We start from the raw sequence: 22,222 nt of genomic DNA on the forward strand, positions 1-22,222 counted from the left end.
GATCGGAAACATCCAGCTGGCGATTGAAAAAACGTCGCTGTCATCATCGGCGATGCTGAAGCCGCTGACAGTGCCGGTGCCGCCCGCGCCCGCGTCAACCGACACCCGGCGGTGACCGATGGGACATCGACCGCATCGTGGTCGTTTCCCGCCCCGCCGCCGGTCAGGGTGTCCGCGGCAGTGGCCCCATCCAGGACGCCGTCGCCATCGCCGGCTGCGATCGTGTCGCCGCCGGTGCTGCCATCCATGTCGTCAGCGGCATCCGTACCGGTTCCGGAAGCTGCAAGGTCAAGGATCCAGTCTGGTATCAGCATAAACTCGTTCGGCTTTCAAATCTGCTGTGAATGAAACGCAGCCGAATTCCTCCGGATCCCAACTGCGCTGGCGGGGCTTGCAACACAGCACTGAAGCAAGGCGGATCGCTGCCGATCTGGTTTGATCCCGAGAGGGCCTGGACGCCGCCGCCGAGCGGCAGGCGCGGACAGCTGCGAAGTTTCACTGATGCGGCAATCCAGACCTGCCTTACCCTGAAGGTCCTGTCTGGCATGCCTTTGCGGCAAACCACCGGCGTCGTGCAATGCTTGTTGCGGCTGGCCGGGCTGGACTGGGCGGCACCGGCATCAAGGCGGAGGGTGAAGGTGCGTGGAACGCCCGCAAACACGGCGCCCCCAAGCGGCGCATCTGGCGCAAAATACACATCGGGATCGGCGCAGAAACGTTGGAGGTTCGAACGGTCGAGGCCACCACCAGCAACATCGCTGATGCGCCCATGCAGCCCGGACTACTCAACCAAATTCCACCCGATCAAGGCATCGGATCAGTGACCGCAAATGGTGCCTGCGACACCCGTAAGTGCCGCGATGCGATTGCCGCGCGTGGCGCGCATGCCGTCATTCCTCCGCGCAAAAACGCCAAACCCTGGAAGCCTGCGAGCGCAGGGGCCATCGGCCGGAACGAGACAATTAATGCCTCACGATATCCCGGCCGTGCCCTATGGCGACGATGGAGCGGAAACCAGCGCCGGAGCCGCGCCGGGATATGAGGAGGGCCTGAAAGTGATCCGGGGGTTCATTTTTCCGGCGATTGGATGCACTGTATCAAACTGCTCGATCAAACTGCTCGGCCAAAGCCTCATGGCGCGGGGCTTCAACTGCCAAGTGGCGGAAATCCAGGTCCGCATTGCCGTCCTCAATCGCGATGCTGCTCTTGGCATACCTGTTGCCGAGCCCGCAGGGGGAAACCGTCCGGGGAATGGGGAAGTATGGACACATCCAGATTTGTGCAACAAAACCTAACCCGATCAGTGGCTATGTGGCTCGCGCCTGGTACAGCATATCGCAAAATGGGCTCCCTGCCGCCATGCGGCGGTGCAGTATCAACGCGCTGAAATCAGGCTCGTGACCAGTGGTTTCCGTACTTTGGCAAAATCTGCCAGTCAGCACGATGCCGACGCCTGGAGAAGAAGGAAAGGTCGGGGGAATTCTCATGTCCAAAACCCAACTTCCTGCCGTCAGACCGGTCAATCTCCTTATGCGGCCTTTCCAAGTTACAGCTTGCCAGACACGGTAGGGACGACCCTGAGCTGCCGCCCGAAGCTTAGCGTCGTCTGCCGTGCAGCTTCCTCTAACCAGACTTTCGGTCTGCTGCGCACCGCCTGCCGCCGAGAGACGCGGCCATACGGTGTTACGGCCCGTGCATACCAGAAGTAGTGATGCAACCTGCAAAACAGGGTGGGAAATTTTTCGCGCGTCAATTATCATGGCAGAAACCTTTCAGACACGGCCGCATTGGCCTTGTCATACCCTGTGCAGACAAAGCGGGCGCCTTCATGAATGATAAAAAGATAAGGAACATGGAGGAATTCGCGGCGGTCAGTGGCATTTCACGTCCGACTCTGTCGAAGTTCTTCAACGACCCGTCCAGTGTGAGGGCTTCGACCAGGCAGCGCATCGAAGCTGCGCTTGACCGCTACGATTACCGGCCCAACCTCTATGCAATCAATCAGAACCGTCGGTTGACCAAGAATATCGGCATCGTCGTCCCCAATCTAGCCGACCCCTTCTTTGCTGAAATCGCCCGCAATATTGAGGAGCACATTCTGAGAACTGGGTACCGGCCGGTGCTGCTGGGCTCCCACGGCACCACCGAACAGGAGATCGAAAACCTCGAGAATCTGCGGCTTCTCAAACCGGCTGGTGTACTGCTTGCCCCATTGGGGCGGGCATCGGACCAAGCACGCATTGCCGCCTTTTGCGAAGAGGTTCCGGCGGTGTTGTTTGACGCCAATGTCGACTCTGCGGGTCTGGCGTTTGTAGGTTCAGACAACGATCAAAGCATTGATCTTATTGTAGACTACCTGTGCAGGACAGGCGAACCGCCTGCATTCTTCGAGATGAAGGAGCCCACGAACCCTAACGCCCATAAACGGCGCCACGCCTATCTCGCCGCCATGGAGCGGCTGAACCACACACCGCATTTGATCCAGGCCTCCGGTGAAGGCTGGGAATTTGAAGAAATCGGCTTTCGGGAAGGAACCCGGGTGGTCCGTGACAGAAACCTGCCAACCGATACGATCCTGTGCAGCAATGACCGCCTGGCTATCGGCTTCCTGTCGGCGGCCTATGAGGCCGGAATACGGGTTGGTCTGGGCACTGACTGCACCATGCGGGTTGCCGGGCATGATGACCACCCGTTCTCCCGCTACACCTGCCCGACGTTGACGACGGTCTCGCAGGATTACGAGGCCATCGCCCGCAAAAGTGCCGAGACCCTGATGAACCTCATTGAGGCGGAAAGCCCGCCTGATTCGCGGGAGGAAACCCTTTTTGATGGCCGGCTGGTCATGCGGGGGTCCGCCTAAGCTGCTGATATTTCGGGCAAGCATTACAAACTTTACGCGCGTAAAATATAAATTGACGCCAGCACGCCGCCACCGGTAGTCTTGGAGGCGACATCTCAACAGGGAGGTAGAGGATGTTTGCTAAGTACGCTTTGGGTGCGGCAACGGCCATTTCACTGATCGCAGCAGGCAGTGCCTCTGCCGAGACCATCACCATCGCCACTGTGAACAACGGCGACATGATCCGGATGCAGGGTCTGACCGACGATTTCACCGAAAAGACCGGCCATGAGGTCGAATGGGTGACGCTGGAAGAAAATGTGCTTCGTCAGCGTGTCACCACCGACATCACCACCAAGGGTGGCCAGTTCGACATCATGACCATCGGCATGTACGAAACCCCGATCTGGGGTCGCAACGGCTGGCTGTTGCCGCTGGATGATCTGCCTGCCGAATACGACGCTGAAGATATTCTGCCCGCGATGCGCGGCGGTCTCAGCGTTGACGGTACGCTTTATGCGGCACCGTTTTACGGCGAAAGCTCGATGATCATGTACCGGACCGACCTGATGGAGCAGGCCGGTCTGGAAATGCCCGATGCCCCGGCATGGGATTTCGTCGCCGAAGCCGCCCGTGCCATGACCGACAAAGATGCCGGTATCTATGGCATCTGCCTGCGTGGCAAAGCCGGCTGGGGCGAGAACATGGCGTTCCTGACTGCCACCGCCAATGCCTTTGGCGCGCGCTGGTTCGATGAAAACTGGCAGCCCCAGTTCGATCAGCCGGAGTGGAAGGAAACCCTGGAGTTCTATGTGAACCTGCTGAACGATGCCGGCCCTCCGGGCGCGTCGAACAACGGTTTCAACGAAAACCTGTCGCTGTTCCAGCAGGGCAAATGCGGCATGTGGATCGACGCCACCGTGGCGGCCTCCTTCGTGACCAACCCCGATGACTCCACCGTCGCGGACAAGGTCGGATTTGCCTTGGCGCCGGACACCGGCAAGGGCAAGCGCGGCAACTGGCTGTGGGCTTGGGCTCTGGCGGTTCCAGCCGGCACCCAGAAAGCGGACGTCGCCAAGGAATTCATCCAGTGGGCCACATCCAAGGACTACATTGAACTGGTCGCCGAGAAAGAGGGCTGGGCCAACGTGCCGCCGGGTGCGCGCACCTCGCTTTATGAGAACCCCAACTATCAGGAAGTTCCCTTTGCGCGGATGACACTGGAAAGCATCCAGTCGGCTGATCCGACGAACCCCACCGTCGATCCGGTGCCCTATGTTGGCGTGCAATTTGCCGCGATCCCCGAGTTTGCCGGCATTGCCGGTCAGGTCGGCCAGGAATTCGCAGCCGCGCTGGCCGGACAGCAGAGCGTAGATGAAGCCCTGGCCAAAGCCCAGGCGCTGACCGCCGACGAGATGGAAGCCGCAGGCTACTGATCGCCCGCACAACGACCCGGAGGGCGGACCCGCGCCGCCCTCTGGCCTCAGCAATCCCCAAAAGCGCATAATCGTCCAGGACGGCCCGATGCCGTCAACGGAGGAGGTATATCAAATGGCAACGCAACACTCCCAATCGGCGGAGCGGCTGACGATGGCCACACCCGCGCCCACGGCGGCACCCCAGCCCGCCTCAGGGGATCACAAGGGTGGAACCAGACAAGCCCGCACCGCAGCCCGGTTGATGATGGCGCCCGCTGTCATCCTGCTGCTGGGCTGGATGCTGGTGCCGCTGACGATGACGCTTTACTTCTCGTTCAAGAAATTCCTGCCGCTGCGGGGCGGCGACCTGGGCTGGGTTGGTTTCGACAACTATGTCCGTTTCATATCCTCCAGCGCTTTCTGGCCCAGCGTGCAGGCGACATTGGTGATCGTCGGCGGCGTCCTGTTGATCACTGTGGTGCTGGGGGTGATGCTGGCAATCCTGCTCAACCAGCCAATGTGGGGCCGGGGTATTGTCCGCATCCTGGTGATCGCGCCCTTCTTCGTCATGCCCACCGTGTCCGCACTGGTCTGGAAGAACATGTTCATGGACCCTGTGAACGGCTTGCTGGCCCATGTGTGGCGGGCCTTTGGCGCCGAGCCGCTGGTCTGGCTGACCGAAGCCTCGACCCAGTCGATCATCCTGATCGTCAGCTGGCAGTGGCTGCCTTTTGCGACGCTGATCCTGCTGACCGCGATCCAGTCTCTGGACCGCGAACAGCTGGAGGCCGCGGAAATGGACGGCGCACCTCCGGTGAAACGCTTTGCCTTTATCACCCTGCCCCATCTGTCGCGCGCCATCACCGTTGTGGTGCTGATCCAGACCATCTTCCTGCTGTCGATATTTGCGGAAATCTTTGTCACCACCCAGGGCGCCTTTGGCACCAAGACCCTGACCTATCTGATCTTCCAGCGCGTGCTGGAGAGCCAGAACATCGGCCTGGGCTCCGCTGGCGGTGTCTACGCCATCATCCTCGCCAATATCGTTGCCATCTTCCTGATGCGCATCGTCGGCAAGAACCTGGACGCGTAAGGAGGCCCTCATGGCACGTGCAATCACATCGCAACGCAAAGCCCTGAATACTGCCCTGGCCTGGGGTGTGGGCCTTCTGATCTTCTTCCCGATCCTCTGGACCATCCTGACCAGCTTCAAGACCGAAGCCCAGGCCATCAGCGACCCGCCGGTCTTCCTGTTCTTTGACTGGACGCTGGAGAACTACACCGTGGTACAGGAGCGCTCCAACTATGGCCGGTTCCTGTGGAATTCGATCATCATCGCAGGCGGCTCCACCATTCTCGGCATTCTGATCGCGGTGCCCGCCGCCTGGTCGATGGCCTTTGTGCCCTCGAAACGGACCAAGGACATTCTTCTGTGGATGCTGTCTACCAAAATGCTGCCTGCCGTGGGCGTGCTGTACCCGATCTACCTGATCTTCATCAAAATGGGGCTGCTGGATACCAAGGTGGGACTGGTCATCGTGCTGATGCTGATCAACCTGCCGATCATCGTCTGGATGCTTTACACCTACTTCAAGGAGATCCCCGGCGAGATCCTGGAGGCCGCCCGGATGGATGGCGCTACCCTGCGCGAAGAGGTGCTGTATATCCTGACGCCCATGGCCATTCCCGGCATCGCCTCGACGCTGCTGCTGAATGTGATCCTGGCCTGGAACGAAGCCTTCTGGACCCTCAACCTGACCGCGGCCAAGGCAGCCCCCCTCACCGCCTTCATCGCCAGCTACTCCAGCCCCGAAGGCCTGTTCTACGCCAAGCTCAGCGCGGCCTCCACTATGGCTATTGCCCCGATCCTGATCCTTGGCTGGTTCAGCCAGAAACAACTCGTCAGCGGCCTGACCTTCGGCGCTGTGAAATAAGGAGACATCAACATGGGACGTATCACTCTGGACAAGGTCTCCAAAAGCTTTGGCGACGTACAAGTCATCCCGCCCTTGGACCTGACCATCGATGATGGCGAATTCACGGTCTTTGTCGGCCCGTCGGGCTGCGGCAAATCCACCCTCTTGCGGCTGATCGCCGGGCTGGAGGATGTGAGCTCCGGCCAGATCCGCATCGACAAACAGGACGCCACATACGTGCCGCCCGCGAAACGCGGGCTGGCGATGGTGTTCCAGTCCTACGCACTCTATCCGCATATGTCGGTGCGCAAGAACATCGCCTTTCCGATGCGGATGGCCAAGGTCCCGGCAGAGGAGCAGAACCGCCGCATCGAAGCCGCGGCCAACGCGCTGAACCTCACCGATTACCTGGACCGCCGCCCCGGCCAGCTGTCCGGCGGACAGCGCCAAAGGGTGGCAATCGGGCGCGCCATTGTGCGCGAGCCTTCGGCGTTCCTGTTCGATGAGCCGTTATCGAACCTTGATGCGGCCCTGAGGGTGGGGATGCGGCTGGAGATTTCCGAGCTGCACGAACGGCTGGAAACCACGATGATCTACGTGACTCACGACCAGGTCGAAGCCATGACCATGGCCGACAAGATCGTGGTGCTGCAGGCCGGTGTAATCGAACAGGTCGGCTCGCCGCTCGAATTGTACCACACGCCGCGCAACAAGTTCGTGGCCGGCTTCATCGGCTCGCCCAAGATGAACTTCATTGAAGGCGCGGAGGCCGCCAAACACGGCGCCCACACCATCGGCGTCCGCCCCGAGCATATCGAGGTGTCCGGCGAGGCCGGCGCCTGGTCCGGCGTGGTCAGCGTTTCGGAACACTTGGGCTCTGACACGTTCTTCCATGTGCATGACAGCGGCCTGGCGGAAACCATCACCGTGCGCGCCGGCGGCGAAGTCGGCTTCCGCCACGGCGACCGCATCTTCATGACCCCGCGCGCCGATGTGATCCACAAGTTTGACGCAGAAGGGCTGCGGATCGCATGAAGCGGCTGGCAGGCAAAACCGCGCTGATAACCGGCGGCGCCCGGGGGATCGGCCGTGCCTTCGCAGAGGCCTATGTCCGCGAAGGCGCCCGCGTGGCTATCGCCGATATTGATTTCGAAGGCGCGCAAGCGGCGGCTGAGAAACTGGGCGGCGGGTCGGCTGCCGTCCGGCTGGATGTCACCGATCAGGCCAGTATTGAACAGGCCGCTGCCCGGACGGTTGCCGACTTGGGCCGGATCGACATCCTGATCAACAACGCGGCCATCTTCACCGCCGCTCCGGTGAGTGAAATTACCCGCAATGACTATGACTGCGCCTTTGCCGTCAATGTCGCGGGCACGCTGTTCACCCTGCAGGCAGTGGCCCGGCACATGATCGAACGCGGCGAAGGCGGCAAGATCATCAACATGGCCAGCCAGGCCGGGCGGCGCGGGGAACCGCTGGTTGCCGTCTACTGCGCCACCAAGGCGGCCGTCATCAGCCTGACCCAATCTGCCGGGCTCAACCTGATCCGGCACGGAATCAACGTGAATGCCATCTCCCCCGGTGTGGTGGAGGGTGAGCATTGGGACGGCGTCGATGCGCTCTTTGCCAAGCATGAGGGCAAGGCGCCCGGCCAGAAGAAGCAAGAGGTGGCGCAGGCGGTGCCTTACGGGCGCATCGGACGGGGGGAGGACTTGACCGGCATGGCTGTTTTTCTGGCCTCGGACGAGGCCGAATATGTCGTTGCCCAGACCTACAATGTGGATGGCGGACAATGGATGAGCTGATGGAACGGGAAACAGCACAACGCGCCCCGGTGAAACTGAACCAGGGGGCGCTGAAGGAGCTGCCCGAAGATGTGGCAGGCCCTCAATACGACCGCAGCGCCCTGAAGCCGGGGATCATCCATATCGGGCTTGGCAACTTTCACCGCGCTCATCAGGCCTGGTACCTGCACCGGCTGTTGCAGCAGGGCATGGCGCAGGACTGGGCCATCATCGGGGCCGGGGTGCGCCCCTATGATGCCGCGATGCGGGAGAAACTGCTGGCGCAGGACTGCCTGACCACGCTGATTGAGCTGTCCCCCGGCAGCGTCTCTGCCGAGATTGCCGGATCAATGATCGATTATCTGCCGATAGAAGAGGGAAACGGCCCGCTGATCCGCACAATGTCCGATCCAGCGATCCGTATCGTGTCGCTGACCGTGACCGAGGGCGGCTATTTCATGGACCCGAATACCGGCGGGCTGGATACGGCACATCCTGACATCCGGCGTGACGCGGAAAACCCAGCCCGGCCCCGCACGGTGTTCGGGGCCATTGCGGCGGCGCTGAAGGCGAGGCGCGGCGCGGGAGCCGGTCCCTTTACCGTTCAGAGCTGTGACAACCTGCGCGGCAATGGCACCGCCACCCGGCAGGCGGTGGTTTCGCTCGCACGGCTTACAGACCCGGAGCTGGCGGATTGGATTGACCACACCTGCAGTTTTCCGAATTCCATGGTCGACTGCATCGTGCCCGCAACCGGCCCCGGCGAAATCGCCCTTGCCCGCGAACTGGGCATCGAAGATGCCGCCCCCGTCACCCATGAAAACTACCGCCAATGGGTGATTGAAGATGACTTCTGCGCAGGCCGACCCGATTGGGACAAGGCCGGGGCGGTTTTCACACCCTCGGTGCATGACTACGAGGTGATGAAAATTCGCATTCTGAATGCGGGCCACCAGGTTCTGGCCAATGCTGGGGAGATGCTGTCGGTGGAGACCATCGCCGATTGCATGGCGCATCCGCTGATTGCCGCGCTGTTCCGCAAGGTCCAGCAAGAGGAGATCGCCCCCTACGTTGCAGCGGTTCCCGAAATGAACCCGCAAGACTATGCCGAACTGATCGAGCGGCGGTTTTCCAACCCCGCCATCCGCGACACGGTCCGGCGGGTTGCCTTTGACGGCTCCTCCCGGCACCCGGGTTTTGTGCATCCCATTCTGCGGGATGCGCTGGCGGCGGGGGGGCCGGTCTCGGGCCTGAGCCTGGTCGAGGCGCTGTGGGCGCGCATGTGTGCCGGAACGCGCGAGGACGGCACGGTGATTGAGGCAAACGACCCGAATTGGGAGGCGCTGGCCCAGGCGGCCCTGGCGGCCAGGCAACGGCCGCAGGCCTGGCTCGAACAGCATTCTATTTACAGCGGCCTCGCCGACAACCAGTGGTTTGCCGTTGAATTTTCGCGCTGGCTCGGCCTGATCTGGTCGGAGGGAAGCGAAGCCGCTTTGCGCGTCTATACGGGGCAAGGGCAGGCCAAGGGGGAAACAGGACGATGATACTGTGTTGCGGAGAAGCCCTGATCGACATGATCCCCGCGCCAACTGCGGACGGACCGGACGGGTTTGTGCCTCACCCCGGCGGGGCCGTGTTCAATACCGCTATTGCGCTGGGGCGGCTTGGGGTGAGGGCCGGGATACTGACCGGCCTGTCCACCGACATGTTCGGGCGGCAGCTGGCCGAGTCGCTGAAGGCCAGCCATGTTGATACTTCGCTGGTGATCCAGTCCGGCCGCCCCACCACGCTGGCCTTCGTCCGTCTGGTGGATGGCCATGCCACCTATTGCTTCTTCGACGAGAACTCAGCCGGGCGCATGCTGGCGCCGGGGGATATGCCCAAGCTCCCCCGGGAGATCTCAGCCCTGTTTTTCGGCGGTATCAGCCTGGCCTCTGAGCCTTGCGCCGGCGCCTATGCAGCGCTGCTGGAGCGTGAAGCCGCGGATCGCGCTGTGATGATCGATCCGAACGTCCGTCCCAGGTTCATCAAGGATTTCGCCCGCTACCGCACCCGGCTGGACCGCATGGTGGCGCAGGCGGATATCGTGAAGGTCTCCGATGAGGATCTGAACTGGCTGCTGCCGGACCCGCTGTCGCTGAACGAGAAAGTGTCCATCCTGCTGGAACGGGGGCCGTCCGTGCTGATCCTGACCCGCGGCGGCGAAGGTGCAACCGGGTATCTTGCGAATGGCGGCGAAGTGCGTGTGGCCGCGGTTCGGGCGGAAATTTCCGATACCGTCGGGGCTGGCGACACTTTCAATGCGGGCGTTCTTGCCAAACTGTCCGAGCTAGGCCGGCTGACGAAACCGGAGCTGGCCGCATTGCCGCCTGAGGTTCTGCAGCAGGCAATGGAGCATGGTGCGAAAGTGGCGGCAATTACCGTGTCCCGCGCCGGCGCCAACCCGCCCTGGGCCGGAGAGCTGTAAATGCGCACTTTCCTGTCCTCTTTTCCGTCTACAAATGTTAGCGCTAACTACGAGGGTCAACTATGAACCCGCAGCACAGCCATGAGGAGAAAACGCCATGACCATCCAGTTCGCCGTCATTGGCCGCAGGCCGCGGTCCGGCGCGCCCATCAAGCGGGCGGGCTAAGCTGATGGTGTCCCGAGTCATTCCGGTCGATCCTTTTGATCTTGTCCTGTTCGGTGCTACCGGCGACCTGGCACGCCGCAAAATCCTGCCTGGCCTTTTCCACCGGTTTGCGGTGGGGCAGATGCCAGATGGGGCACGCATCATCGGCACTGCCCGCTCAGCGATGAACCGGGCGGAGTTCACCGAGGCGGTGCATGCCAGCCTGCTGGAATTTGCGCCGGAGGCCGCCAAACAGTCAGCACTGCTGGAGAAGTTCCTTGCCAGCCTGGAGTACGTTCGTGCCGATGCCGGAGGCGAGGACGGGTGGGACACCCTTGCCAAGGCGATCAGGCCGGATGTGGTGCAGGCGTTCTACCTCTCGGTCTCGCCTGCGCTGTTTGGCTCCATCGCGTCGAATCTGAAAAGCCGGGGCATCGCATCGGCAAACAGCCGGGTTGTGGTGGAAAAGCCCTTCGGTCACGATCTGGCGTCAGCGCGGGATTTGAATGGGGATCTGCGCCGGAACTTCGACGAGCATCAGATCTACCGGATCGACCACTACCTGGGCAAGGAAACCGTGCAGAACCTGATGGCGCTGCGCTTTGCCAATGCTCTGTGGGAGCCTTTGTGGAACTCCACCCATGTGGATCACGTGCAGATCACCGTAGCCGAAAGCCTCGGCGTTGAGGGCCGGGGCGAGTATTACGACCGCTCCGGTGCGATGCGGGACATGGTGCAGAACCACCTGATGCAGCTCTTGTGCCTGACCGCGATGGAGCCGCCGTCGCGCTTTACCTCCGACGCGGTGCGCGATGAGAAGGTCAAGGTGATCGAGGCGCTGGAACCGGTGGCGCCACCGGACATCGTGCGCGGCCAGTACCGCGCCCAAGGCAGCGCGGGCAGCTACCGCGACCATGCCGGCAACCCGCACAGCAGCACCGAAAGTTTCATTGCCATGAAGGTGAATATCGGCAACTGGCGGTGGGCGGGCACGCCGTTCTACCTGCGCACGGGCAAGAAGCTGCGGGCGCGCTGTTCGGAAATTGCGGTGGTGTTCCGCGGCCCGCCGCACATGATCTTTCCGGACATGGCCGGGCGGCGCAGCAACGCAATGATCATCCGCCTGCAGCCGGATGAAGGCATCACCCTGCGCAACACGATCAAGGAGCCGGGTCCGGGCGGCTTCCGTCTGGCGGAGGTGTCGCTGGACATGACCTTTGCCGAGGCGCTGGGGGAACGGGCTGAACCGCAAGATGCCTATGAACGCCTGATCATGGACGTGATCCGCGGCGACCAGACTTTGTTCATGCGCGGCGATGAAGTCGAGGCAGCCTGGGCCTGGGCTGACCCCATCATTGCCGGCTGGGAGGACGTCGGGCCCGCCCCGTCTCCCTACGATCCGGGAGGGTCCGGCCCGGAGGACGCCCTGATGCTGCTGCACCGCGAGGGCCGGCGGTGGCGCGAGATCGGGGGCTGAGCAATGCATCAGGATTGCACGTCCCTGGCCCCGGCCACGCCTCGCCTCTTATGTAACGTCCCGCCAATCCGTTTTCCCAAGGGAGCGCACCAATGAGCCAGCTCAATAACACTCTTCTGCGCGTGACCGATCGGATCATTGCCCGCAGCGAAACCACCCGTGCCGCCTATCTGGAACGAATGCACCGGGCCGCGGAAAAGGGCCCGGCCCGCGCGCATCTGTCCTGCAGCGGCCAGGCCCATGCCTATGCCGCTTCCGGTGGCGACAAGACGCATCTGGTCGAGCGCAATGCAGGCAACCTCGGCATCGTCACCGCCTACAACGACATGCTGTCGGCCCATCAGCCTTTTGAACATTATCCGGCCCTGATCAAGCAGGCGGCCCGCGTGGCGGGCGGTACCGCGCAGGTGGCGGGCGGAGTGCCTGCCATGTGCGATGGCGTCACCCAGGGGGAGGCGGGCATGGAGCTGAGCCTGTTTTCCCGCGATGTGATCGCGCTGGCGGCGTCGGTTGCGCTCAGCCACGCGACATTCGACGCCGCCGTCTATCTGGGAGTCTGCGACAAGATCGTGCCCGGGCTGGTGATCGCGGCGCAGGCCTTTGGCCATCTGCCGTCGGTATTTTTGCCCGCAGGCCCCATGGCCAGCGGCTTGGCCAATGACGAAAAAGCCAAGGTCCGCCAGCAGTTTGCCACGGGCGAAGTAGGCCGGGACACCCTGCTGGCTGCTGAAATGGCCGCCTATCACGGCCCGGGCACCTGCACCTTCTATGGCACCGCTAACACCAATCAGATGCTGATGGAGTTTATGGGGCTGCACCTGCCGGGCGCCAGCTTTGTGCCGCCGGGCACCGGGCTGCGCGATGCGCTGACACAGGAAGGCGCCAAACGCGCCCTTTCGCTCAGCGCGCTTGGCAATCACTACACCCCGGTCTGCAACATTCTTGATGAAAAAGCCTTTGTGAACGGCATTGTCGGGCTGAATGCCACCGGCGGCTCGACCAACCTGCTGATCCACCTGGTGGCCATGGCGCGGGCGGGCGGGATCGTGCTCGACTGGCAGGATTTCTCGGATCTCTCCGAAGTTACCCCGCTGATGGCGCGGGTCTATCCAAACGGCCTGGCGGACGTGAACCATTTCCATGCCGCGGGCGGGCTTGGCTGCATGATTGGCGGGCTGCTAAAAGCCGGGCTGCTCCACCCCGGCACCATGACCGTGGCAGGCGAGGGGCTGGAGAATTACACCCAGGAGCCTGTGCTGAACGATGGCGTTCTGGCCTTGCGCAAGGGTGCGGGCCGCAGTCTGAACGAGGCCATCCTGCGCCCGCCGCACGACCCGTTCCAGCCGACCGGCGGCCTGAAGCGCCTGACCGGCAATCTTGGCACCGCGGTCATGAAGGTTTCTGCCGTGGCGCCTGACCATCGGGTTGTCGAGGCGCAAGTGCGCGTCTTCGCCGATCAGAACGAAGTCAAAGCCGCTTTCAAAGCCGGTGAATTTACCGGGGATGTTATCGTGGTTGTGCGCTTCCAGGGGCCAAAGGCCAACGGCATGCCTGAGCTGCACAGCCTGACGCCGCTGCTGGCGATCCTGCAGGGCCGCGGCCTGAAGGTTGCACTGGTCACCGATGGCCGCATGTCCGGCGCCTCCGGCAAGGTGCCCGCCGCGATCCATGTCAGCCCCGAAGCCGTCGACGGCGGCGCAATTGCCCGCCTGCAGGACGGCGACCTCCTGCGTGTGGATGCCGCAGCCGGAACTCTCGACATCCTGACCGAAGGTGTCTGCCAACGCCCGGCGGCGGTTGCGGACCTCACCGCCAATCAGTCCGGGACCGGCCGCGAGTTGTTCGCAGCCTTCAGAAACTCTGTCAGCGCCGCAACGGACGGCGCCTCCATTTTCGGAGCCTGATCCATGACCCTGTCCCCCAAAGATGCCAGCCGGCTGACCCGCGAAATCTGCGGCCTCGCGCCGATTGTGCCGGTGCTGGTCATTGAAGATGACTCCACAGCCCGCCCGCTGGCCGAAGCGCTGGTCGCGGGCGGGCTTCCCGCTCTGGAAGTCACCCTGCGCACCCCTGCCGCGCTGGAAGCGATCCGCGCCATGTCCGAGGTTCCAGGCGGCCATGTCGGCGCCGGCACGCTGATCACCCCTGAGGATGTCCGCGCCGCCAAGGCTGCCGGGGCGGCCTTCGGGGTCTCGCCCGGTGCCACCGATGAACTCCTGGCCGCCTGCGAGGCGGAACAGCTGCCGCTGCTGCCGGGCGCCGCGACCGCGACCGAAGCCATGCGGCTCCTTGCGCGCGGCTACGCCATGCTCAAGTTTTTTCCCGCGGAAGCGTCAGGCGGCGCCCCGGCCTTGAAGGCCATCGGCGCACCGCTGCCGCAGATCACCTTTTGCCCCACCGGCGGCATCAGCCCCGCAAACGCTGGAAGCTATCTGTCCCTCAGAAACGTGCTGTGTGCGGGCGGCAGCTGGGTTGCGCCAAAGGATCTTATTGCGGCCGGGAACTGGGGCGGGATTGAATTGCTGGCCAGACAGGCCGCGCAACTGGGGGAAAGCGCATGAAGGATATCTGGACCAAGCTGCAGGAGAACCACAGCACGGCAGAAGGGCGGCCGATCATTTCCCTGTTCGACGACCCGCAGCGCTTTGACAGGTTTTCGGTTGAAGCAGACGGGCTGCTTCTGGACTTCTCAAAGACCAGCATCGACGGTGCGGCACTTGATCTGCTGCTGGAACTGGCCGAGGTGCGGGACGTTGCCGGCCAACGCGATGCCATGTTCCGCGGCGAGCGGATCAACCGGTCCGAAGACCGGGCTGTGCTTCATACAGCCCTGCGCGCTGGCGATGATGAGCCGCTGGTGGTTGATGGTGAGGACGTGCGCCCGGGGATAAGGAAAACCCTGCAGGCGATGGAGGATTTCGCCGGCGGCATCCGCTCGGGCCGTATCGCAACCGCAGGGGGCGCGGCATTCACCGATGTAGTGAATATCGGCATCGGCGGCTCCGACCTTGGGCCGGTCATGGCCGTCCGGGCGCTGAGCCCCTATCACAACGGACCGCGCTGCCACTTTGTTTCCAACGTCGACGGCGCCCAGATCTCCGACACCCTGCACAAGCTCGATCCCCGTTCGACGCTGGTCATCATCGCGTCAAAGACCTTCACCACGATTGAGACGATGACCAACGCCGAAACCGCTATCAGCTGGCTGAAGAATGCGCTGGGGGACGAAGCGGATTCACATTTGGCTGCTGTATCCACTGCGCTCGACAAGACCGCCGGCATGGGGATCAGCTCCGAGCGGGTTTTCGGTTTTGCCGATTGGGTGGGCGGCCGGTATTCGCTCTGGGGGCCTGTGGGCCTTCCGATCATGCTGGCCATCGGCCCTGCGGAGTTCCACAACTTACTGGCTGGTGCGCGGGCCATGGACACGCATTTTGTCACCGCCTCCGCGCAGGGAAACATGCCGGTACTGATGGGGCTTGTGGGGATCTGGCACCGCAACATCTGCCGCTATCCGACCCGTGCAATCCTGCCCTATGATCAGCGGCTGGCCAAATTACCGGCCTACCTTCAGCAGCTTGACATGGAGAGCAACGGCAAGCGTGTTTCAAACGGCGGAGACTTGTTGGCACGCGGCTCTGGCCCTGTTGTCTGGGGCGAAGCGGGAACCAACGGGCAGCATGCGTTTTATCAGCTGCTGCACCAGGGAACCGAAATGATCCCCGCCGAATTTCTGGTGTCTTCGCGCAGCCATGAACCCAGTCTGCAGGAACACCATGATTTGCTGAAGGCGAATTGCCTGGCCCAATCCGAAGCCCTGATGCTTGGCCGCTCCCGGGAGCAGGCCCTGGAGATTTCTGCAGCGCTTGGCTATACCGGTGAAGAGCAGCGCGCCCAAGCGGCATACCGGACCTTTCCTGGCAACCGCCCTTCGATGACGCTGGCCTATCCGCTGCTGACGCCGTACTCGCTGGGCCAGATCATCGCGCTGTATGAACACCGGGTGTTTGTGGAGGGCGCCATCTGGGGGATCAATTCTTTTGATCAATGGGGAGTGGAACTGGGCAAAGAACTGGCCAGCGCCCTGGTGCCAATGATCAAGGGGGCCTCAGCTGAGGGCAAAGACCCGTCAACAATCTCCTTGATCCGGAAACTGTCTGCGTGAAAGCCTCTCGGACTGCCCAGTTGCCGATAAATGCCGCCAATACCAAGACCAGGGTGCCGGAAATTCACAAACGAGCGTCGCGCGCTTTTTGCGCAATCTGGACATTCATGTTTGGCGCAGCGAACGGCAGGAACGGCGGGCTGCGCCGCAGCAGAAAAACTCGGCTGGTGGCGTCAAACGGTTGAGTTTGCAAATTCCGCTATCTGCGCTCCGCTGCCCCCGGTGCAACCCGCAGCATCACATGAGGCAGCTTGGCCCTGCCGAGGGTCTGCTTCTCTAATTGGGCGTTCGGGTCAAGCTCGTTTTCCTTCCTTGTACGGGATCTTTGTCGCTCATCCGGGTCACGCTTCTCTTCGCAGTCTGGGTGATGCCGGGTGAGGCATCGCTGCACGCATGTGCCGGATTGGTTGTGGAGAGCCTCGCTTTCGGACGCGCTTCTCGTTGCGCAGCAGACACTTTCGGCTTCTTCCACGAACCTCGTCCGGTGAGGACGATCCCGTTCAGTTTTGGTATTGGGCTATTAGGTCATGCCATGCCCTCCACCGTCCCTGAACGGAACTCGGCGCCATCTGCCCACATGCGATGGAGCAGAACGGCCAGTTTGCGGGCGACAGCCACGACAGCGCGGCGGCGCCCCTTGGTGCGCATCAATCGCATCCCCCATGATTTGATCTGAGAGCCCGCCTTGGTTCGTACCAGCAAGGCGTTGGCGGCGGCGTAAAGTGTCGCCCTCACGTCTCGATCCCCGGCCTTGGATATTCGACCGGGATTATCTTGTTCATCGGACTGGTATCTTCAGGGCGTCAAACCAAAGTGAGAGGCCACAGTGCGAGATCGTTTGAAACGCGCGGGGTCATCAACCGCAGCCTTGAAGGTCAATGCTGTAACCGGGCCCACGCCGGGGGCCGTCATCAGGCGCAGGCAGACCTCATCCTGGCGGGCCGCGCGTTTAACCCGCCGGTCCAGTTCCAGGAAGTGTTGGTGCAGCGCCAACCGGGCATCAAGCAGCGGCAGCAAGGCATGGGCCAACACCTCGTCCATCTCGACCATTGGCCGGACCATATCGTCAAAGCTGCCATGCTGCACTGTTTTGGGCAGGCGGATACCGAAGATCTTCAAAAGACCGCGCACTTCGTTGGCCAGATCAATGGTCTTGCTCAGCAGAGCTTTCCGTGTGCTCAGAAGCGCCCGAATGCCGTGCGCCTCCCGGCTCTTCATATGAACGGGGCTGAACCACCCCGTGCGCAGGACTTGAGCAATTCCCCGAGCATCGTTCCGATCCGTCTTGTTGCGCATCGCCGATAGTGCGGCGCTCACCTGACGCGCTTCCATACAGACAACTTCAAACCCTTCAGCTATCAAGCCGTAGTACAGATGCTGACACATCGTACCGGCTTCAAAGCCAACACGCTCAATCGGAAAGCGAAGCGCAGTCAGATAGCCGGCAATCTCCTCAATCTCACAAGGCAGTTCTTGCTCGTGCAGAACCGTGCCTTTGCCATCGACAACACAGACCGCGCAGGACCGCAGCGAAACGTCCAAGCCCGCGAAATACTCCATTCGAAATCTCCCATCTTCACAGATCTATTGTGATCCTATCGGGAGCTCGACCTCAGTTCAGGGTCTGCCCAATTACGCATGCTTCCGGGAAAGTGACCATGGAATTTCGCACCGGCAGCATTTTTGACGCGGCACCCCTTGTCTACGGCCGCTCCGGGCTGGCTGCCGCCATCGGCTGGCCAACCGGCACGCTTCAAGGCGGCGCACCTGTCGCCGCGATGCCACTGGCAGCTTCGAGCCCATAGCTACAGATGCTGCACAATGCACGAGTGTCCGATTTACACAGCCTCAGATGCGAAAATGCATAGCCAACCGAATGAATGAAGAATGAGACGTGTGGAAGACACTTCGAGCCAATGCCGCCTGTGCCGAACATCCGCAATCCTCATAGACAGCCACTTGGTCCCAAAGGGAGTATGCCGCAGGGCCGGTCCGATGAGGAACGACTGACCGATGACATCATCGAACTGGCGGGCAAACACGGCCGCTATGGGTATCGGATGGTGACTGGCTTGCTGAACAATGCGGGCTGGCATGTGAACCACAAACGGGCCGGCCGCATTTGGCGGCGCGAAGGGCTGAAGATCCCGCAAAAGCAGAAGAAAAAGGGGCGGCTCTGGCTGAACGATGGCTCCTGGGTGCGTCTGCGGCCTGAACGCCCCGACCATGTCTGGCCGTACGACTTCGTCCAGGACCGTACCGCTGATGGCAGGCTCTGCCGGACACTGAACATTACCGGAGAATACACAAGGGAGGCGCTGATGATCCGCGTCGATCGCAAACTCAACTCAACCGATGTGCTGGATCCGCTGACTGATCTGTTCATTCTGCGCCGCCCGCCGGAATACATAAGATCGGATAACGGCCCGGAATTCATTGCTCAGAAAGTCCGGGGCTGGATCGCCGCTGCCGGCGCAAAGACTGCGTAGATCGAGCCGGGGCCACCCTGGGAGAACGGATATTGCGAAAGCTTCAATGCCCGGTTCCGCGATGAGCTTTTGAACGGGGAAATCTTCTTCAGTCTGCGCGAAGCCCAAATCTTAATCGGTCAATGGCGGGTTCACTGCAACACCGTCAGGCCGCACAGCGCATTGGGATACCGCCCGCCTGCGCCGGAAGGCATCGTCCCAGTGGACCAGAGACCGACGATGCACTAACAATCAAACCGGACCACCCGATGGGGGCACGCCACACAAGATCGCGGGCATTCTGAAGGCCATCGAAGACGGCATGCACCATGCCTTGATGAAGGCAACGATGTCAGAGCTGGAAGAAGCGAAGGCCCGGCTGCAGACGATCATCGCAGATAGCCCGGAGCCCCCTGCCTGCGGCTGCATCCCAGCCTTTCGGAGCGCTACCGCGAGATGGTCGAAGACCTCGCCCGGTCTCTGAATGCACCGGAAGTGAAGCGGGGAGTCCACGGCGTCGCTGCGGGCACTGATTTCGGAGGTCCGGATGATTCCCGACGCTGATGCGCCTGGCGGACATCAGCTTGAACTCATTGGAGAATTAGCGGGATTGTTGGCTTTGGGTCAGCCTGAATCGAAAAAGCCCCCGCGGGTTGCAGGAGCTTGGTCGGAAACGATTGTTGCGGGAGCAGGATTTGGACACTGTTTCATTCAAGCCCAATGACTTGTTGCTGCGTTGCCAGCCGCCATCCGTTGCAAGCGCTGCTTGGATATCTTCTTGTGTACACTGTGCGCAAAAGCGCCATTTTCATTCCATTCCTGTGGCCAGATCCGGCATCGATTTTCGCTGCTCCGCCGCGATAAAAAGCTGCCGCTTGTCATCAGTTCAGCAGGCAACTGGCATCATGTGGCCGGGGTGCGGGACAAAGCGTGCTTTCGCCGCGGTTGCAAACAAACAGCGCAAACTGAACCAGCTTTGACAACTTGCGCGAAAGCTGACTTTCCCATCTTAAATTAACTCCTGAACAGAACATAGACGGCTTTGCCTGTGTGGTAAGGTCTAGCCTCTCGAACTCAGCGAAAGATGGAACGGCGGCATCAACTTCACTTCGAAATACCGTTTCCCGAATTTAGGCGCCCCATTGGTGTTCAATCCACATTTTCTCATCGGGATTTTCCTAGCGCAAGCGTTTAACCTGAAGCAATTGTTTATGCTCAGTCCGCTCTGGAGCCGATCCATAACAGCCGAGATAGAGTTTTCTCCCGCTTGACAGAACAGACCCGGTTTGCCTAAGTCGGGACATTCTGGTCCGGCTGGGAAACCACCCGGGTAAAAGGGAACACGGTGAGGTGTAGCCAACAGGCGCTGAATCCGTGACTGCCCCCGCAACTGTGAGCGGAGAGCAATGCTGCGGAATGCCACTGCCCCAAGGGGCGGGAAGGCGCGGCAAAGCTTCGACCCGCGAGTCAGGAGACCTGCCAGGATGATCACCCTATCCCGGTGCGGGGCGCGCCGTAGATAACGGATTTCCGTAGTGGTGGCAGTTTTCACCGTCTGCGGAGGCAAGGCCTTCCAATGACCCAAACTCGAATACACTGCCCGCTTGGGCAGTCACTTGGCCTGTGCTTGCTGCGCAGGCCGGGAGGAATGGAATATGAGCAAGGCAAGCCTGTCCCTGGCCGCGGCCCTGACCGCCGCCGCCCCCGCACTCGCAACTGCCCAGGACGCAGAGATCACCGATCTGGGGGAAATCATCGTCTCCGGCGGCTTCACCCCGGTTGAAGCGCAGAAATACGGCCGCTCTGCCTCGGTCCTGACCAGCGAGGAGATCGAAGACCGCGGCCTCACCACCGTTCAGGATGCGCTGCGCTCGGTTCCCGGCCTGATGGTGAGCGGCTCCGGCGACAGCTTTACCCAGGTCCGCATCCGCGGCGCCGAAGCCAACCACACGCTGATCCTGATTGACGGCGTCGAGGCCTCCGGCGGCGACAGCGAATACATCCTGTCCGGGCTGGACACCGCCAATATCGAGCGCATTGAGGTGCTGCGCGGCCCGCAATCGGTGTTCTACGGCTCCAACGCCTCGGCCGGCGTGATCAACATCATCACCAGGACCGGCGGTACCGGCACAGAATACGGCGGCAGCGCTGAGGCGGGTTCGGACGGCTACCGTGCCTCGGCGCGGGTTTCGTCGCGCACCGAACGCGGCGGTGTCTCCTTCAGCCTGGCGCATGACAACGACGACGGCTACGACATCTCTGGCGACGGCGGCGAAAAGGACGGCATCCGCCGCAACACCTTGCAGCTGAAGGGCGACCAGCTGGTCAACGGCCGGCTGAAGCTTGGCTTCAACTTCCGCACCTCGGACGAGCGATATGACGGCGATAGCACCTCTTTCACCGCAACGGACTCGGCCAGCTATGTCGTGGATGATCCCACGCAATTCAGCGACCGCGATGAACAGCTGGCCCAGGTATATGCCGAGCTTGACACGTTGGGCGGCCGCCTGAAACACCGGCTGTCGCTGGAGCGCACTGACTTTGACCGATCCTTCAATGGCGGCACCCCGACCGAAACCAAGACCGAAGCAGCAAAATACCTGCTGAGCTTTGGCCTGGACGGACGGCCGGCAGATCAGGCAGACCACCTTCTGAACGCAATTCTGGAATGGGAAGAGGATTCCAGCAGCACCAACCCGGCCTTTGCGCGCGAAACCAACTCATTTGCCCTGGAGTACCGCGGCAGCTTTGCCAATGGCCTGGATCTGCAGCTTGGGGTGCGCCACGACAGCAACAGCGTTTTCGAAGACGCAACCAGCTGGACGGCGAGTGCTTCCTACATATTTGCTGGCAGCGGCGTGCGTCTGCACAGCTCGGCGGGAACTGGCGTCGTGAATCCCTCTTACTTTGAGCTGTTTGCCAACAGTACCTTTGGCTCCACCACCTATCTCGGCAACCCGGGCCTGCAACCGGAGGAAAACCGCAGCTTCGACTTTGGGGTTGAGGTGCCATTCCTGCAGGGGCGCGGACTGGTCGATGTGACCTATTTCGACGAAACGCTGACGGGTGAAATCGAGAGCTACATGGTGAACGCGACCACGATCTCCTACCGCAACCAGGCCGGTGACAGTGATCGCAAAGGTGTTGAGCTGGCAGCAAGCCTGGAGGCCACCGAAAACCTCGGCCTGCGCCTCTCCTACACCTATCTGGACGCCAGCAACCCCAACGGCTCGGTTGAAATCCGCCGTCCGGAGCATGAGTTGCTGCTCAGCGCTACGCTGGATACCGTCAACGGCCGCGGTTCCATCACCACCGACATCCGGCATGTTGCGGGCAACTGGGACACTCAGTTTTTCAACTCCAGCACGGTTGCCGAACTCGACGATTACACCACTGTCAACGTCTCGGCCCAGTATCAGCTGACAGACAATGTGGTGCTGACCGGGCGCGTCAGCAACCTGTTCGACGAGGACTATGCTGACGTCTGGGGCTACGCCAAGCGCGGCCGTGCCGCCTATATCGGCGTGCGGGCCTCGTTCTGAC

Annotated in this window: 14 protein-coding genes, 3 pseudogenes and 1 riboswitch; of the genes and pseudogenes, 16 read left to right on the forward strand and 1 reads right to left on the reverse strand. The window is 61.7% G+C overall.

The window, feature by feature from the left end:
- Nucleotides 1-137: 137 nt before the first annotated feature.
- The 14 genes and pseudogenes from METH_RS24500 to pgi all read left to right on the forward strand — a co-directional run bounded on the left by METH_RS24500 (nt 138) and on the right by pgi (nt 16,211).
- Entirely contained in the window at nt 138-344 is a 207-nt protein-coding gene (locus tag METH_RS24500; protein WP_197538844.1) for a hypothetical protein, read from the forward strand.
- Nucleotides 345-1,295 (forward strand): annotated as a pseudogene (locus METH_RS15490) (transposase).
- 533 nt (nt 1,296-1,828) lie between these two features.
- Nucleotides 1,829-2,860 carry a LacI family DNA-binding transcriptional regulator gene (locus tag METH_RS15495; protein ID WP_024091427.1) on the forward strand — a complete coding sequence of 344 codons (1,032 nt, stop codon included), beginning with the start codon at nt 1,829-1,831 and terminating at the stop codon, nt 2,858-2,860.
- Between the two features lie 113 nt (nt 2,861-2,973).
- A complete protein-coding gene (locus METH_RS15500; protein WP_024091428.1) occupies nt 2,974-4,275 on the forward strand; it encodes an ABC transporter substrate-binding protein in 1,302 nt (433 codons plus the stop codon).
- A gap of 244 nt (nt 4,276-4,519) precedes the next feature.
- Entirely contained in the window at nt 4,520-5,350 is an 831-nt protein-coding gene (locus METH_RS15505; RefSeq protein ID WP_024091429.1) for a carbohydrate ABC transporter permease, read from the forward strand.
- Between the two features lie 10 nt (nt 5,351-5,360).
- Entirely contained in the window at nt 5,361-6,191 is an 831-nt protein-coding gene (locus tag METH_RS15510; protein WP_024091430.1) for a carbohydrate ABC transporter permease, read from the forward strand.
- A 12-nt stretch (nt 6,192-6,203) separates the two neighbouring features.
- Nucleotides 6,204-7,208, forward strand: a complete 1,005-nt coding sequence (locus METH_RS15515) for an ABC transporter ATP-binding protein (protein ID WP_024091431.1) — start codon at nt 6,204-6,206, stop codon at nt 7,206-7,208.
- Nucleotides 7,205-7,978, forward strand: a complete 774-nt coding sequence (locus METH_RS15520; protein ID WP_024091432.1) for an L-iditol 2-dehydrogenase — start codon at nt 7,205-7,207, stop codon at nt 7,976-7,978. The genes METH_RS15515 and METH_RS15520 overlap by 4 nt, the downstream gene beginning before the upstream one ends.
- Nucleotides 7,966-9,501, forward strand: a complete 1,536-nt coding sequence (locus METH_RS15525) for a mannitol dehydrogenase family protein (RefSeq protein WP_024091433.1) — start codon at nt 7,966-7,968, stop codon at nt 9,499-9,501. Before METH_RS15520 ends, METH_RS15525 begins: the two co-directional genes overlap by 13 nt.
- Entirely contained in the window at nt 9,498-10,424 is a 927-nt protein-coding gene (locus tag METH_RS15530; RefSeq protein WP_024091434.1) for a carbohydrate kinase family protein, read from the forward strand. Before METH_RS15525 ends, METH_RS15530 begins: the two co-directional genes overlap by 4 nt.
- Nucleotides 10,425-10,594: 170 nt before the next feature.
- Entirely contained in the window at nt 10,595-12,046 is a 1,452-nt protein-coding gene (zwf, locus tag METH_RS15535) for a glucose-6-phosphate dehydrogenase (RefSeq protein ID WP_024091435.1), read from the forward strand.
- Nucleotides 12,047-12,138: 92 nt separating this feature from the next.
- Complete coding sequence (edd, locus tag METH_RS15540; RefSeq protein WP_024091436.1) at nt 12,139-13,950, forward strand: phosphogluconate dehydratase; 1,812 nt, start codon at nt 12,139-12,141, stop codon at nt 13,948-13,950.
- Nucleotides 13,951-13,953: 3 nt separating this feature from the next.
- Complete coding sequence (gene eda / locus METH_RS15545; RefSeq protein WP_024091437.1) at nt 13,954-14,607, forward strand: bifunctional 4-hydroxy-2-oxoglutarate aldolase/2-dehydro-3-deoxy-phosphogluconate aldolase; 654 nt, start codon at nt 13,954-13,956, stop codon at nt 14,605-14,607.
- Nucleotides 14,604-16,211 carry a glucose-6-phosphate isomerase gene (pgi, locus tag METH_RS15550; RefSeq protein WP_024091438.1) on the forward strand — a complete coding sequence of 536 codons (1,608 nt, stop codon included), beginning with the start codon at nt 14,604-14,606 and terminating at the stop codon, nt 16,209-16,211. Before eda ends, pgi begins: the two co-directional genes overlap by 4 nt.
- A gap of 525 nt (nt 16,212-16,736) precedes the next feature.
- Here the strand turns inward: pgi and METH_RS15555 are convergent.
- Nucleotides 16,737-17,771 (reverse strand): annotated as a pseudogene (locus METH_RS15555) (IS110 family RNA-guided transposase).
- 416 nt (nt 17,772-18,187) lie between these two features.
- On the opposite strand from METH_RS15555, the pseudogene METH_RS15560 reads away from it, so the two are divergent.
- Together METH_RS15560 and METH_RS15570 are read left to right on the forward strand one after the other, a co-directional pair.
- Nucleotides 18,188-18,928: pseudogene (locus METH_RS15560) on the forward strand (IS3 family transposase); the annotation flags it as partial.
- Between the two features lie 1,040 nt (nt 18,929-19,968).
- A riboswitch (cobalamin riboswitch) is annotated at nt 19,969-20,177 on the forward strand.
- Between the two features lie 157 nt (nt 20,178-20,334).
- Complete coding sequence (locus METH_RS15570) at nt 20,335-22,221, forward strand: TonB-dependent receptor plug domain-containing protein (protein WP_024091441.1); 1,887 nt, start codon at nt 20,335-20,337, stop codon at nt 22,219-22,221.
- Nucleotide 22,222: the final 1 nt, after the last annotated feature.

The sequence above is a fragment of the Leisingera methylohalidivorans DSM 14336 genome (genome assembly GCF_000511355.1).
Classification (GTDB): Bacteria; Pseudomonadota; Alphaproteobacteria; order Rhodobacterales; family Rhodobacteraceae; genus Leisingera; species Leisingera methylohalidivorans.

Coding starts and splice junctions, on each gene's coding strand:
- METH_RS15495 (WP_024091427.1), top strand. CDS start 1,829: ATGAATGATAAAAAGATAAGGAACATGGAGGAATTCGCGGCGGTCAGT.
- METH_RS15500 (WP_024091428.1), top strand. CDS start 2,974: ATGTTTGCTAAGTACGCTTTGGGTGCGGCAACGGCCATTTCACTGATC.
- METH_RS15505 (WP_024091429.1), top strand. CDS start 4,520: ATGATGGCGCCCGCTGTCATCCTGCTGCTGGGCTGGATGCTGGTGCCG.
- METH_RS15510 (WP_024091430.1), top strand. CDS start 5,361: ATGGCACGTGCAATCACATCGCAACGCAAAGCCCTGAATACTGCCCTG.
- METH_RS15515 (WP_024091431.1), top strand. CDS start 6,204: ATGGGACGTATCACTCTGGACAAGGTCTCCAAAAGCTTTGGCGACGTA.
- METH_RS15520 (WP_024091432.1), top strand. CDS start 7,205: ATGAAGCGGCTGGCAGGCAAAACCGCGCTGATAACCGGCGGCGCCCGG.
- METH_RS15525 (WP_024091433.1), top strand. CDS start 7,966: ATGGATGAGCTGATGGAACGGGAAACAGCACAACGCGCCCCGGTGAAA.
- METH_RS15530 (WP_024091434.1), top strand. CDS start 9,498: ATGATACTGTGTTGCGGAGAAGCCCTGATCGACATGATCCCCGCGCCA.
- zwf (WP_024091435.1), top strand. CDS start 10,595: ATGGTGTCCCGAGTCATTCCGGTCGATCCTTTTGATCTTGTCCTGTTC.
- edd (WP_024091436.1), top strand. CDS start 12,139: ATGAGCCAGCTCAATAACACTCTTCTGCGCGTGACCGATCGGATCATT.
- eda (WP_024091437.1), top strand. CDS start 13,954: ATGACCCTGTCCCCCAAAGATGCCAGCCGGCTGACCCGCGAAATCTGC.
- pgi (WP_024091438.1), top strand. CDS start 14,604: ATGAAGGATATCTGGACCAAGCTGCAGGAGAACCACAGCACGGCAGAA.
- METH_RS15570 (WP_024091441.1), top strand. CDS start 20,335: ATGAGCAAGGCAAGCCTGTCCCTGGCCGCGGCCCTGACCGCCGCCGCC.